The sequence below is a fragment of the Methanothermobacter sp. EMTCatA1 genome (assembly GCF_002356395.1).
Taxonomy (GTDB): domain Archaea; phylum Methanobacteriota; class Methanobacteria; order Methanobacteriales; family Methanothermobacteraceae; genus Methanothermobacter; species Methanothermobacter thermautotrophicus.
In genome coordinates, this window is record NZ_AP018336.1 from 389,838 (window position 1) to 403,846 (window position 14,009).

The 14,009-nt window shown below is 51.3% G+C and carries 14 protein-coding genes and 1 pseudogene; 8 read left to right on the forward strand and 7 right to left on the reverse strand.

Annotated features, from left to right (window positions below; genetic code table 11):
* Window positions 1–26 precede the first annotated feature (26 nt).
* Window positions 27–896, reverse strand: a complete 870-nt coding sequence (locus tca_RS02100; RefSeq protein WP_286709050.1) for a nuclease-related domain-containing protein — start codon at window positions 894–896, stop codon at window positions 27–29.
* 494 nt (window positions 897–1,390) lie between these two features.
* Between tca_RS02100 and tca_RS02105 the strand changes: the two genes are divergently transcribed.
* On the forward strand, window positions 1,391–1,552 hold the full coding sequence (locus tca_RS02105) for a hypothetical protein (RefSeq protein WP_010876106.1): 162 nt from the start codon (window positions 1,391–1,393) through the stop codon (window positions 1,550–1,552).
* Window positions 1,553–2,306: 754 nt separating this feature from the next.
* Here the strand turns inward: tca_RS02105 and tca_RS02110 are convergent.
* Window positions 2,307–3,971 carry a sensor histidine kinase gene (locus tca_RS02110; RefSeq protein ID WP_286709051.1) on the reverse strand — a complete coding sequence of 555 codons (1,665 nt, stop codon included), beginning with the start codon at window positions 3,969–3,971 and terminating at the stop codon, window positions 2,307–2,309.
* A 98-nt stretch (window positions 3,972–4,069) separates the two neighbouring features.
* On the reverse strand, window positions 4,070–4,756 hold the full coding sequence (locus tca_RS02115) for a DUF169 domain-containing protein (protein ID WP_010876108.1): 687 nt from the start codon (window positions 4,754–4,756) through the stop codon (window positions 4,070–4,072).
* A gap of 63 nt (window positions 4,757–4,819) precedes the next feature.
* Here tca_RS02115 and tca_RS02120 point away from each other — a divergent pair, with 63 nt between their 5' ends.
* Complete coding sequence (locus tca_RS02120) at window positions 4,820–5,134, forward strand: zinc-ribbon domain-containing protein (protein ID WP_286709052.1); 315 nt, start codon at window positions 4,820–4,822, stop codon at window positions 5,132–5,134.
* A gap of 292 nt (window positions 5,135–5,426) precedes the next feature.
* Here the strand turns inward: tca_RS02120 and tca_RS02125 are convergent, their stop codons facing one another.
* Window positions 5,427–5,849, reverse strand: coding sequence for a YkvA family protein (locus tca_RS02125; protein ID WP_238374229.1), 423 nt, complete (start codon window positions 5,847–5,849; stop codon window positions 5,427–5,429).
* A 4-nt stretch (window positions 5,850–5,853) separates the two neighbouring features.
* Window positions 5,854–8,604 (reverse strand): ATP-dependent DNA helicase, encoded by a 2,751-nt coding sequence (locus tca_RS02130; protein ID WP_286709053.1) that lies wholly within the window; start codon window positions 8,602–8,604, stop codon window positions 5,854–5,856.
* 140 nt (window positions 8,605–8,744) lie between these two features.
* Here tca_RS02130 and tca_RS02135 point away from each other — a divergent pair, with 140 nt between their 5' ends.
* From tca_RS02135 to tca_RS02160, 6 genes and pseudogenes are all read left to right on the forward strand, one after another.
* Window positions 8,745–9,524 carry a ZIP family metal transporter gene (locus tca_RS02135; protein WP_286709054.1) on the forward strand — a complete coding sequence of 260 codons (780 nt, stop codon included), beginning with the start codon at window positions 8,745–8,747 and terminating at the stop codon, window positions 9,522–9,524.
* A gap of 195 nt (window positions 9,525–9,719) precedes the next feature.
* The gene (locus tca_RS02140; protein ID WP_286709055.1) at window positions 9,720–10,139 is read left to right on the forward strand and encodes a ferritin-like domain-containing protein; all 420 of its coding nucleotides are present in this window, start codon (window positions 9,720–9,722) and stop codon (window positions 10,137–10,139) included.
* Between the two features lie 87 nt (window positions 10,140–10,226).
* Entirely contained in the window at window positions 10,227–10,475 is a 249-nt protein-coding gene (locus tca_RS02145; protein WP_010876114.1) for a cytochrome b5 domain-containing protein, read from the forward strand.
* Entirely contained in the window at window positions 10,468–11,202 is a 735-nt protein-coding gene (locus tca_RS02150; protein ID WP_286709056.1) for a thiamine pyrophosphate-binding protein, read from the forward strand. The genes tca_RS02145 and tca_RS02150 overlap by 8 nt, the downstream gene beginning before the upstream one ends.
* Window position 11,203: 1 nt before the next feature.
* Window positions 11,204–11,644 (forward strand): annotated as a pseudogene (locus tca_RS02155) (hypothetical protein).
* 144 nt (window positions 11,645–11,788) lie between these two features.
* Window positions 11,789–12,214, forward strand: a complete 426-nt coding sequence (locus tca_RS02160; RefSeq protein WP_286709057.1) for a thiamine pyrophosphate-dependent enzyme — start codon at window positions 11,789–11,791, stop codon at window positions 12,212–12,214.
* A 22-nt stretch (window positions 12,215–12,236) separates the two neighbouring features.
* On the opposite strand, the gene tca_RS02165 is transcribed toward tca_RS02160, so the two are convergent.
* A complete protein-coding gene (locus tag tca_RS02165; RefSeq protein WP_286709058.1) occupies window positions 12,237–13,280 on the reverse strand; it encodes an ABC transporter ATP-binding protein in 1,044 nt (347 codons plus the stop codon).
* Between the two features lie 21 nt (window positions 13,281–13,301).
* Window positions 13,302–13,988 (reverse strand): ABC transporter permease, encoded by a 687-nt coding sequence (locus tca_RS02170; RefSeq protein WP_286709059.1) that lies wholly within the window; start codon window positions 13,986–13,988, stop codon window positions 13,302–13,304.
* Window positions 13,989–14,009: the final 21 nt, after the last annotated feature.

The following is a 14,009-nucleotide window of genomic DNA, read 5'->3' on the forward strand; positions in this document are numbered from 1 at the left end:
TGTGGTATTTCAGTAGTCAGACCTAGTCACCAGACCTCTGAGGAGTGCTTCCTCAGAACCTCGACTATACGGTTCACCTTACCATCACCCAGCATGAGACGGCTTCTTGATACGTGGTCGGGGATCTGGCAGGGCTTCATTATCCGGCAGTATTCGTCATCCTCGATGATGGTGCAGGAGCTGTTGATGAATGCCACAATTGCATTTACCCATGAGACGTAGATGTCCTCTGATTCAAGGAACTCCTTGAGTGTGGCGGCATTTCTCTTTGCCTGGATGGATGGTGATCTTATCTCCTCCTTCCTGAGGTCATCATCCAGGAACCAGCGGTCACCCCTCACTATATAGTTTCCTGAGTAGGATTTTGTCTCGATCACATAGACCCCTGTGGGCCCCACAACAACGTGATCGATGTTTCCCTGGGCACCTGGAAGGTGAACGTCGTTGAAGATGTGATATCCCTGGGGGAGCCTTCTGAGACAGCTGGCCACTATGAGTTCACCCACATAACCTTTTGTCCAGCCCATACCCCTCATTTCACCCATCCTCATGATTGCAAGGGACAGTAACATGATGGTAGGTCCGGCCAGGACCAGAATTACGGCCCATTTAAGGCCCGTGATTAGAAATAGTATGCCTGAGGCGAAGGTGATGGCAGCCAGAGGGAGGGCCCAGTGCCCCATACCCGAGAGCCTCCAGTACCTCTCAGCCTTCTTCTGGGTGTGGGTCCTCTTAAAGGATTCTGGAACACTCTTTGTCAGGTTACGGTACTCGTTGAGGCTGTTAACGTAGAGTAGAAGTGACCCGCACTCGTCGCACATGTAGAATACCCAGAATTCCTCTTCAGAGTTGATCTGCCAGTAGTGGTTACAGTTCTCACATATGAGGTAGGCCATGATATCACTTAAAGACGATTTCCATTCTTAGTTATCGGAGGAGTTCATTATATCTTTTTCCTTGAGGGCGGTTTTGTGATTACATAACAATATGCTTGATGCATGATAAAGGCGCAGGTTCTAAGGGTGATACTGGTCATGAAATCTGGGTGAAGAGGGTTTCTGTTTAATCCTCTGGTTCATGCAGTGGTAGTGTACCTGGATAGATCTTTATGTAATCTTCAGAGTGAGAACATTACTTAGAACATTCCGATATACTGATCTTTATGTAATCCTATGAGGGTACCCAACCGTATATTGGCTCCATGTAGAATCTGGCCTTTATTTTTTCCTGCGACTATTGCCATCCCATGATTTTGTTTCTCTTTAGCAATCCTGCAGTCATCCTTTAAACCTGGTTTTGCATCAGAACTGAAGAGCAGAAGGGAAAACGGCCCCAGATTCTAAAGTTTTATAAGTGCCGGAGACCAAGTTTATGTAAGGGGTGTAATCTTATGGTTGGAAGGAGACCCGGAGGAGGACTTAAAGACACGAAACCCGTTGTTGTCAGACTCTACCCTGATGAAATAGAGGCCCTTAAAAGCAGAGTCCCGGCAAATACAAGCATGAGTGCCTACATCCGCAGGATAATTCTCAATCACCTGGAAGATGATTAACAACTATTTTTTAATTAGTAATATCATAATTTTATCCATCATTTAATTTTTATCTGGAGGCATTGCAATCGGTGAAGGTGCTGTAAGGTGGTGATGTATATCCTCTGATGGTCCTGACCGGGACTCCATCACACCATTCCTGATAGGTGTGAACTTAAAGTGAAAGTCCTTCATGGATTTGTGTCACACCTTCAGTTCGACCTTTTAATTTTTGCAGGGTAAAGTTGTGCGGGAATTGGGTAATTAAACCGTTCAGTATATATGGTGCTGGTGATTTACACCCATTTGAGACCATTTTCATTTTTCATGCTAAACTCAGAATAACCTTCGTTAAACGATAATATAGCGAAGTTGAATATTTCCTGTTTGAATATTTCCTGTTCCTCCAATTTTCGTGTCATGGGGTAGAGAGTATATGTTTATCAGAACTCATTAAATCCGGAGGCTGACATACCATGTTCACCCCCTCGAGAGAGGAGTATGTATTTATCAGAGAATCGGAATGATGTTTTTCTGTTTCCTTTAGGGTTCAGGTGGCAGGGAGTTTTTCTGATTCTTATGTAACCGGAATCTATGTCACAGTTACATAAGGACTCTCAGGATCCTGCAAAACTCATTCATCGGTTAGCGAAAAATCATGAGACTTTAACATGAAGGCATGAAATTTCTTTCAGTTCTTGCTTTATCTGGTTATCCGCCATGGCGTATCAGTTCCAGCAGTATTCCATTTCTACTTTATCGCTGTACCAGAATGTTACACAGGGAAGCTTATCCTGAACTCAGTGCCATGATCCCGTCTGATGGTGAGGGTTCCATCCAGCTGCTCGGTGAGTATACCCACCAGGCTGAGACCCAAGGTATCAGTGTTCTCAGGCTCAATATCCTCAGGTAAACCAACACCATCATCAGCAACCACCAGCGAAACATCATCATCATGGGATCTGATCCTCACCGTCACACTGCCGGTCCCATCAGGGAAGGCGTACTTGACACTGTTTGTCACAAGCTCATTTATTATGAGGCCAAGGGGTATCGCAGTGTCAATATCTGGTTTTATGTCATCAACTTCAATAACCTTCCTTATGCTGCTCCCATGGGAGATGATTATATCCTCCACCAGCCTCTCTACATAGTCCCTGAAGTTGATGCTGGCAAGGGATTCTGAACGATAAAGGTGCTCATGTATCATTGCCATCACCTTTATGCGTCCCTGGCTTTCCATCAGCACATCGCGGACCTCTTTACCCTCTGTTCCGAGGCTCTGGAGGTTCAGGAGACTTGATATTATCTGGAGGTTGTTCTTGACCCGGTGGTGCACCTCCCTTAAGAGGAGTTCCTTCTCACTGAGGGATCTCCGGAGATTCTCCTCAGCCTCCTTGATTTCCGTGATATCCACCATGGAGGTCACGCTTTTCGTGGTGCCCGGGATCATGCCCACTATCATCTGCATGTGCCTGACTTCACCGTGCCGGTTTTGAAATCTGAAGGTGTACCTTCTAGGTGCGAGGCGCGGATCCCTCCTTCGGATTTTATGATACTCCGTCATTCTTTCAAGGTCCTCGTCCACCACGAACTCGGTCCAGCTCTTTTTCCCCTCTATCTCATCCCCTGAGTAGCCGCTCAGTCTCTCAAATTCTCTGTTGGCAAGGATTATGGTGGTGTCCTCATCCACTATGGTGGTCGCAGCTCCGGTGTTCTCGAATATGGTCCTGTAGAGTTTTTCCTTCTCCTTGAGTTCCTCTTGAAGCTGTTTTTCCTTTGAGCGGTCCTCATAAACCGCCACCACCTCACCTGAGGGTAATCTGTACACGAAGTTTTCCCTCCAGCCACTTATTCTCTCGTCCCGGTACTCTGTGAGGGGGTAGTGCTCAGGATTTCCCGTCATGTATACTCTCCTGAGGACATCAAGGAGTCCGAACTCCTCCACACCGAGAAACACCTCAGTCACCCTTTTTCCAAGGACATCCTCCCTCTTAATCCTCTCAGTCTCCTCAGCGGCCCTGTTGAAGTCAGTGAATAGGAAATCCTCACCATCATCCACGGCCTCATAGACTGCGACACAGGTATTGATATTCTCAAAGAGTTCTCTGTAGCGTTCCTCCTCCAGAACAAGTCTCCTGATGATAAAATCCATACACGCCTTAATTTCCTCTGTTCCAGGTGGCTTTTCAAGGCATCCATGGGGGCAGGTTACAACAACGTTCTCATCAAAGTCCAGGAGGTACATGAATGGTACCCTGATGTCGCATGAAGCCCATCGGCTGACCCTAGCAGGGGTTGTGTATATCAGTACCGTGTCGGCCTCGGCGGCTCTTTCAATTTTGTCGGCGACGGTCACCTCAACTCCGGCGGAGCTGAGCTTCTCCAGGAGATCAGACACATCGGCTTCAGTGTCCCTTACGAGAAGGATCCTGAGCATTTCTCACACGCCCTCCATGGTCTTCAATGGGATTCACATACCTATTAAGTTAATTGTGATTCTGTGTTCAGGAATGACCGGTAGGTTCCCTGTTTCCATCAATCCTCCCTGAAGGACCTCCTGGTTCTCATCTCCTCGAGGTTTGAGACTATCCTTGGAAGGTCGCCTGCGGGTATGCTCACCATGACGTCCTCGTCCCTGATCTCCATGTGCCTCCTTGACCCGGTGTCACCGAAGCCATAGGTCACCTTGCCTGTGAGGTAGGGGAGTGCAGCCATTGAACTGCATATGGGTCCTGAATCAGCCCCCAGTCCGTGTGAACCGGAATCGTAGGCATTGGCGTGGAGTATCTCCATGGCCTGCCGGGCATTGCAGATTATGAATATGACGTCCGGTTCAAATTCAGCCCTTCCGAGTGGTGCGAATATCAGGGCCCTGAATATACCCGGTTCAATGTTAAGATTGTTTCTCCAGGAGCGCTGGACTGCAGGTATGTCCCGGTAGACTCCCATGGCTGTGAGGAATGCCCCGCTTCTCATACTGGCTGGAAACTCTTTCGCGTCCCTTAACCCTGTGTACCTTGCACCCCCCATACATTCCTCCTCATCTGCAGTTGCATAGAAAACCTCCCCCTTCATGGCCTTCTCAAGCTTCTTGCAGAACCTTGATTTACCCTCCTCCCTTCTGATGTCCTGTGGCTCCCTCACTGACCACTTTATGGCCACAGGTTCATTCTCGAGCTTCAGAAGTTCCCTGAACCTTTCACCCATCGCTCTGTAATCCATTTTAGCACCTCCGAATGATATAATAATTATCTGGTTTTTTGATATATTTTATGAAAATAGCGGGTGCTCAAAAAATTTTTTGATAGGATTGAAAGGGATGAATTCCTTGAAAAGGCTAGGGAATTCAGTGATTATGACCATGACAGCCTTGATAGAATAGGAAAGGCACTCCTTTGTATGGGGAGCAACCATCCAATGACTTTTAGGAGGGCATCCGAGATTCTTGAATGGGTTGAATCAGGAACATACAGTGAGGTCATAGAGAGACGCACCAGCGAAAAGCTGGAAACAGCTTTTAAATGTCCTGAATGTGGAACAACCCTCAGTGGCGATGAGAACTTCTGTGGAATGTGCGGATCGAAGTTATGGTGCCGATGAACCATCATTTATTCATCTTTCTGATTGCAGAGCATAAATCTGCAATAAAACTAACAGCAGTCTTCTGGCAGCGTTCCAGTCAGTGCCGCCTGATGGAACAGCTCCAGCAGTTAAGTGTGATCTGTTACGAACTTTAGGTGTTACCTTTGAGGTACATCTGTTTGCAGATCACTGAGAGCCACATGCATAATTAATACCGCAGTGAGACAGCAGCGTCAACTCAGTATGGATCTTTGATTAACACCGCGGTGACCTCCCATGATTTCTACAGAACATTAATAGCCGCTGAAGCTCATCTGAGACCCGTGTACTCAAGGACACTGGTCCTCTTATCACCCAGTATCTCAGAGGCCCTGGAGATGCATTCCCCCACAACCGATTCAAGGTCCTCGTCGCCGCTCCAGTACTCCTCAAGGAACCGGTAACCCATCCTCCCTGCAAGCCTATCAACCACCACGGAGCAGAGGTAGACGTCATCTATGTAGCCATGGGGGCCGAATATCTCCTCGGGTATTATATCATTGGGGGCCACAAGGTAGCCCATGGCTGCGCAGATCATCAGCCGGTCCTCTCTCTCTATATCCCTGCTCTGCAGGAGGTCTGCTAGTAGCCTGAAGAGGTCAGGGGCGTAGTCAACAATCCTATCATAGTCTCCCCGGTAACTGTTGAGGTTCTCGCGGAGTATATCATAGAAGTCTGTGAATTCCATATTCATATTATCACCCTGCGCCACAGAAGGTCCTGAACACGCACCTGCTGCAGAAGGGGTTCTTCCTGGGTTCGAAGCATTCCTCCCTTATCCTCGCGACGGTTTCAGCGATCCTCTCCTTAACCCTGAATTCAGGGTCGGAGTCAAAGGATATCCTCATGGAGTCCTTTATAGCGTAGGCGGATAGACTGTCGAACCTGTACCTCTCCCTTAGTGCGTATTCATAGGTCCGGAGCTGGTACTCAAGGGCCATCCTCTCAACACCGCCATGCTCACGGGCCTTGAAGTCGACAAGTTCAAGTTCACCGTCCCTGGTTCTGATTATCAGGTCTGTCCTCCCCTCTATTATTATATCAGTGTCGGGTATGGAGAAGGGCTCCTCAACAGATACCACCTCCCCTGTATGGTCCCTTGTATCATGGTAGTAGTTGAGGAGTTCCCTCTCAAGGCGCCTCTTTTTAACCTTATCGTCTCTCCCCATGGGTATCCAGCACCTTTCAACGATTCTCCTTATGAGGGCCCCGTTTATCTCCTCTGAGTTCTTCATGGCCAGGTGGAGCTCCTCAAGGCACCTGTGCAGTATGATCCCATAGCGCTGCATGAAGGTCTCAGGGTAGACGAAGCCGTAGTGGTATATGAGCATGTACCTGAAGGGACACTCCTCGTAGGTGAAGAGGGCCGAGAAGTTGATCCTGAGGGGCTCCTCACTCCACTCCCTTTCAAGGCATCTGCTGACGGATGTGCAGTCACACTCATAGATGCCGCACTTATCCCTGAGGTCTGTGATGAACGGTGACACACCCACCTTCCTGGTGTTGATACGGGGGGCTGTTGATATGATGAGGGCGTCCTGGGCCCTGGTCATTGCAACGTAGAAGAGGCGCCGGTCCTCATCAGGTACCTCCCCGGGTGATAGCAGGAGTTCCCCGGGTATGGGTATGGTGTCCCTCTCCTTACGCCTTTTAACAGGGAACCTGCCGTTTATGACCGAACAGATGAAGACAACAGGGAACTCGAGGCCCTTTGCCTGGTGAACCGTCATGATCTTCACCGACGCCGGGTCCTCCAGGGCTGCCTCGTCGTGGTGGAGGTGGGTGGGTAGGAGGTAGAGGTACCATAAAAGGTCCTGTATCCTTGCTCCGGGCTTTATGGCCTCGTATCTGTCTATCAGTGAACTTAACTTTGCGAGGTTGAATATTTTAGCCCTGCTACTGTCGCTCCCGTCCTCTATGAGCCTCCTGAGGTACCCTGTAACCTCAAGTATACTGTAGAATGTCCTGAGAACTGTCAGTGATCCCTTCCCAACTTCATGGCGTATCCTGTTGAGACCAAGGATCTTCTCTGCATCCTCCCCGTGTACACCGATTTTCTCAAGTTCCCTCCTTGATGTGAAGTCCGAGAGCCTGCAGTTCCTGTCAAGGGATTCGAGGGCCCGGAGGGTTTCACCGGTGAGGTCCAGGAATTCGCCCCTGAATCTGGATATGTTCCACCAGCCATCCCACTTCCTGAATCTTCCCCCATAGTCCGGTGGATCCACGTAGGCGAGGAAGTAGAGCATGCTCCTCACCTCATACCTTTTGAGGAAGGAGCCGTCTCCTCGCACTATGTAGGGTATGCCCTCCCTCCTGAGCTCTGCAAGGACCTTATCTGCGTGGTTGCGGACGCTCCTGAATAGGAGTGCGACGTATCCGTATTCAGGTATCTTGCCGGAGGACTTCAGTTTCTTTATTAGTGATACTATGTTCCTGGCCTCTGAGTTAACGTCCCTGTTCTTCAGTATAACAACGTCGGTCCCGCCATCCCTTACCGGTTTGATGGTCTTCTCGTAGTGTCTCTCGCCCCTCATGAAGCTGTCTGCAGTCAGAACTATCCCTGCCCTTGACCTGAAGTTGTCCTCAAGGGTGACCACCTCTGCGTCGTACTCTTCACGGAACCTTATGAAGTTCTCTGGTGTGGCTCCCCTGAAGCCGTAGATGCTCTGGTCCTCATCCCCCACCACGCAGATGCTGGAGTTCTTCCCTGCTATCTCCCTTAATATCAACTCCTGTATGGGGCTTGTATCCTGGTACTCGTCTATCATTATGCGCCTGTACCTCTTCCTTACGGATTCGAGTACCCTCTCGCTGGAGTTCAGGAGGAGGTAGACCTCCTTTTCAAGGCCAGGGAAGTCTATCTTCTTCTGCTCCCTGAGGAGTTCAAGGTAGCGGGTATAGCACCCGGCGATGCCCTGGTATTCTTCCCTGTCAGGATATTTCCTTCCGAGGGCGTCTATGAGCTCTTCAGGTTCAATGCAGTTTTCGGTGCATCTGTTGAAGAATTCGATGGCCCTGTGCACCTCCCCCATCTTCATGTAGCGGTCCAATCCTATTTTGTAGAAGACCGTCCTGAGGAAAATGAGCTGGGATTCCTCGTCCAGGATCTCGAATCCAGCCCCGAATTCGTGTTCCTCGGGGTGGTCACTCAGCACCTTGCTGCAGAATGAGTGTATGGTGGATATCTGCATGAGCTCGGCGTCCAGTCCCACACAGTTTATGAGCCTCGCCTTCAGTTCACCGGCTGCCTTCTCTGTGAAGGTTATGACGAGTATGTTCTCCGGGCTGACACCCTTTCTCTTGACGAGGTATGCGACCCTTTCAACGAGTACGCGGGTCTTCCCGGCACCTGGTCCCGCCACAACTACCAGCGGCCCCTCCGTCTTCTTAACAGCCATCTTCTGCTTCTCTGTACATGCCTCGCCCTTCCTGCAGAGTGAACCCGTCATGATGAACCCCTGAATGATATATCAGTGCGAATAGATTTGATTGATGGGAATATTAATGTTTTGTCTGGTTATTAAATCTGTACCGGATTAAAGGGCCTGAACACAAGGAATTATTAAAGAATCTGTACATAGAATCTTCAATGGATCCTGGAAACCCTGTCTTCAATGCATTCCTTGCAACCATCTTCACCTGGCTCATGGCCCTTGCAGGGGCGGCCCTGGTTTTTCTACCGCTGCAGGGTGATAGAAAACTCCTTGACTCATCCCTTGGATTTGCAGCAGGTATAATGATCGCTGCGAGCTTCTGGTCACTCCTGGTCCCTGCCATTGAACTTTCACCCACCGGGGTGTATGCCTGGGTTCCTCCGGCTGCCGGGTTCCTTGCCGGTGGTCTCTTCCTCTCAGCCATGGACAGGATCATACCACACCTTCACCCTGGCTGTGACCCTGAAGGTCTGCCAACGACCTGGCGGAGGAACAGACTCCTTCTCCTTGCAGTTGTGATACACAACCTTCCTGAGGGGCTGGCTATCGGTGTTGCCTTCGGTGCAGCTGCCAGTACCGGTGGACTTGCAGCTCCCCTTGCACTGGCACTGGGTATAGGTATACAGAACCTCCCGGAGGGTGCAGCGGTATCACTGCCCCTCCTTGGTGAGGGACTCTCCAGGTGGAGGAGCTTCATCTATGGACAGTTATCAGGTGTTATTGAGGTACTTGGAGGGATTGGAGGTGCCCTCATGGTCTACTCCTTTTCAGGGACAATTCCCTATGCCCTTGGCTTTGCAGCGGGGGCCATGATATTCGTTGTGATAGAGGACCTGATACCGGAGTGCCAGAGCGGAGGTAACACGGATCTTGCCACGGTCTCAGCGCTCATGGGCTTTGTTCTCATGATGGTACTTGACCTCGCACTTGCCTGATCCTCATGACACATCATAGTTCAACCGGTGGCCCTTGCCACTGAAAATTTTTTCATGAATACCCGCAGAGCTTGTTTGAATGTCCCATTTTATTGACATGATTCACATAATATTCTACAGGTGATATCATGGCCAGGGTTACCCGTGAGATGGTTGAAAATTCAGGTATAGATCTGGATGAACTTGTGGAACTGCTTGTTAAGAACGCGGCTGCTGAACTCACAACCTTCTATTAATTACACCCTACTCGGGGCCAATCTGATTGGACTCGAGGGTGAGGGGCTCAAGGAGATCGCCGAGGCTGCAAGGATAGAGGACAGGAACCACTTCGAGGCCCTTGTACCCAGGATATATGAACTCGGCGGTGAACTTCCAGGGGACATGAAGGAATTCCATGACATCTCAGGATGCCCACCGGCATACCTCCCGGCTAAGACCAATGACACGATGGAGATCCTTGAGGTCCTGGTGGCAGCAGAGAGGTGTGCTGTCAGACAGTGCACCCATATATGTAACATCACCGCCGGGAAGGACCACAGGACCTATGACCTTGCACTCTCAATACTCCATGAGGAGATAGCAGCACGAATCATGGTTCTCAGAGTTCCTGGGTGAGGGACCATCCGGTCACTTCATGAGGCGCGGTGAGACATCATCCTTCGTGAGGAAGTTCCTGGAATAATCCATGAATTCAGTGGTTCCATGAGAATATTCACCCTGGAAGAACTCCTGGCATTTGATGGGAGGTCAGGGCCGGCATACATTGCATTTGAGGGAAGGGTCTATGATGTTTCAGGGAGCTTCCTCTGGAGGGACGGGAGACACCAGGCAGGCCACAGTGCAGGATCAGACCTCACAGAGGATATAAAGAAAGCCCCACACGGGGCTGAACTCCTTGAAAGGTTCCCGGTTGTTGGTGTACTCGCTGAGGGGGGAAGTGCTGATGGCTGACTTCAGGTGCACTGTATGCAACTACATATTCCATGAGGAGGCTGATGGGGAATTCGATTCACTCCCTGATGACTGGCGGTGCCCTGTCTGCAATGCGCCACGCACAGCCTTTGTGATGGTTCCATCCACTCTTGAGGAGGGCGGCAGGACGGTTTCTGAGGTCTTCATCTCCCAGCTTGCAGCTTGGGGTGTTAAATACGTTTTCGGCATCCCGGGCACATCCACCCTGGGACTCGTTGATGCCCTCAGAAGGAACGATGAGATAAGGTACATACAGGTGCGTCATGAGGCTGCAGCGGCCTTCATGGCCTCCAGCTACGGTAAACTTACTGGTCAGCCCGCGGTCTGCATGGCTGTGGCCGGCCCCGGGGAATCGAACCTCATAACAGGGCTCCTTGACGCGGCCCTTGACCGGGCCCCGGTTCTTGCAGTCACAGGACAGGTCGAAACCTACAGGATAGGTACAGGTGCAAGCCAGGAGATAGATCAGCACAGCCTCTTTGAGTCTTCCTCGGTCTACAACATGACCCTTGTGAGTCCTGAGGAGGCAGCTGAGATTGCCAGGGAGGCTGTGAAGCACGCCATCCTTGAGCGGGGTGTTTCACATGTTGACGTCCCCCGGGATGTCCAGACCATGGAGTGCACAGCCCCTGTGAAGCCCCTCAGGGGCATGATGGCGGAGGCTGCAGTCACACCCCCCCAGGAACCGTCTGAAGGCTGCAGCTGATATGATAAACAGGGCAGAGCGGCCCGTGATAATAGCAGGCTTCGGTGCCCTGGAAGCAGCTGACAGTGTTGTTGAACTTGCGGAGAGGATAGGGGCAGCCATCGTATCCACCTTCAGGGGGTAAGGGCATCTTGATAATGACCACCCCCTCTACCTGGGCTGTCATGGTAGCCTGGGCTCGGCTGCTGCGGCCGAGGCTGTTAGGAAATCAGATCTCCTCCTGGTTATCGGGTCATCCTTCTCTGACCTCACCCGGATCCCGCCTCGGAGGACCCTCCAGGTCGACATCGACCCCATGATGGTAGCGAGGCGCCACCCGGTTGAGCAGGGCCTCACAGGAAGGTCCTCCCTCATAGTTCCGGAACTTATATCCATGGTGGAGGAGAAGGAAAGGGGGCCCTACCTGGCAGAACTGGGGGAACTCAGGGATGAATGGCTGTGACTCCTTGAATCAGAGGCTGATCCTTCACTGAGGCCCATCAGGCCCCAGTACATCATATCAGTCCTGAACAGGGAACTGGATGATGATGCCATCATAACCCTTGATGTTGGTGAGAACGGATGGTGGTTCGGCCGGAACTTCCAGATGAAGAGCACCCAGAGGCTTCTCTTCTCAGGTTACCTGGGATCCATGGGCTTCGGTCTTCCGGCGGCCATCGCAGCACAGCTTGAATTCCCGGATAGACAGGTCGTTTGCATCAGTGGTGATGGGGGCTTTTCGATGGTGATGGCCGAGTTCCTCACAGCCGTGAAGTACGGGCTCCCTGTGAGGGTCTTCATAATGAACAACAGGAACCTTGCAATGATAATGCAGGAGCAGCGTGTTGAAGGATTCCCTGTATGGCAGACCGAGCTCCAGGACTGTGACTTCGCAGGTTTTGCAGAGAACTGCGGGGGCCGGGGCATGAGGGTGGATGATCCCGGTGAACTGGAGGACTCCGTGAGGGAGGCCCTGGGAACTGATGGTCCGGTCCTCGTGGACATTGAAACAGATCCACGGCGCTTCATCTGACCTTCACAGGAGCAGGAAGGTCTCATCTGATTACATGAACCGCAGAGGCCTTGAATTCTATCCAGACCCTGGACCCGGTGGTGATCCCCATATCATTGAGGGACTTCCCTGTCATGTGGACGGTGAGGGTTTCACCACCACAGCGCACCTCAAGCTGCTGCACCGAACCGGCGTCACGTACAGCCAGCACCCTGCCCTCCAGCTGGTTCAGGGCACTTGAATCCGTCCTCTGCCAGGATACAGTTATGTCCTCAGGCCTTATGGTGGCTGAAACATCTCCTGTGGCCCTCTCTGATGAGTAGATGCTTATACCATCACATTCGATGAGGGATATCCCTTCAGCGGTGATATGGGCCCTCCCCCTCAGCATGTTCCTGACACCAACAAATTCTGCCACGAACCTGCTTGCCGGTTTTTTGAATATCTCCCGGGGCTCACCAGTCTGGAGGATTGACCGGTTGAGGATTGCAATCCTGTCTGCAAGCTTCTGTCCCTGGAGGAGGTCATGGGTCGTGAATATCACTGTAACATCCAGTTCAGCTATCACATCCTCCATCCTTGACCTTGAGATCGGGTCAAGGCTGGATGTCGCCTCATCAAGGAGCACAACTTCGGGCCGGTTTATGAGGACCTGGGCCAGAGCCAGGCACTGCCGTTCCCCACCGGAGAGTTCAGTGGTTCTTCTGGACCCATAGCCCCCAAGTCCCATGGTTTCAAGGACATCCTTCACCTCTGACTCATGAGGCCTCTCACCCCTGATGCGGGGACCGTAGAGGATGCTCTCAGCCACGGTGCCCCTGAATACCGGGGTGTTCTGGAACACCATACCCATCCTCCTCCTGACCTCCAGTGGTTTCAGGTCATCAACGTTTTCCCCCATGAACAGTATCTCACCATCATCCGGTCTTTCAAGGAGGTCCATTATCCGCAGGAGGGTGGATTTCCCGGCCCCTGTTGGTCCTATGATGCCCAGGGTCTCCCCCTCCCGCACCTTAAGGTTAACGTCCTCCAGGACCTTAATGTCCCCGTAGCTTTTTGTTATCCCTGAAAGTTCAATTACATGCATCATATCACCTGTCAGAGGTATTCATTTCTCCTGGAAGTGGTTGAGGGCCGTGTTAACCATCAGGGAGATCAGGAGGAGTACTATTCCAAGGGCTATTGAGAGTTCAATGTTACCCTTAGATGTCTCAAGGGATATGGCTGTTGTTATGACCCTTGTGAATCCCCTTATGTTCCCACCGAGCATTATGGCCACACCCACCTCTGATATGGCCCTGCCGAAGCCCAGGATGATGGCAGCCATGACCGCGTACCTCGCCTCGGTGATGACCTTCATCATAACCTGGTACTCCGTGGCCCCCAGGGACCTTGCAAGATCCCGGAGTTCAGGTTTAACGCTCCTCAGGGCCGTGAGGCTGAATCCTGTTACCAGGGGCAGTATCAGTATGCTCTGGCCCAGTATCATGCCGGCGGGTGTGAACAGGAGGTTGAATGACCCAAGGGGTCCTGAGCGCGATATGAGAAGGAAGACGAAGAGCCCCACAAGTACCGTTGGCATGCTGTAGAGTGTCTGTATGATGTTTATGATGAACCTCCTGCCCCTGAATTCCCGGGAGTCAATTACTGAGGCTAGAGGCACTGCTACCACTGCTGCGATGCCGGTGGATGATAGTGAGATCATCAGCGTGCGTGCGGTTATATCCATGAGTTCAGGGTCAAGTGATGCCATGAGTTCAAGGGCCCTTATGAATCCGGTGAGTATCTCGTTCAAGTTCCAGTCTCCATGCAGCAT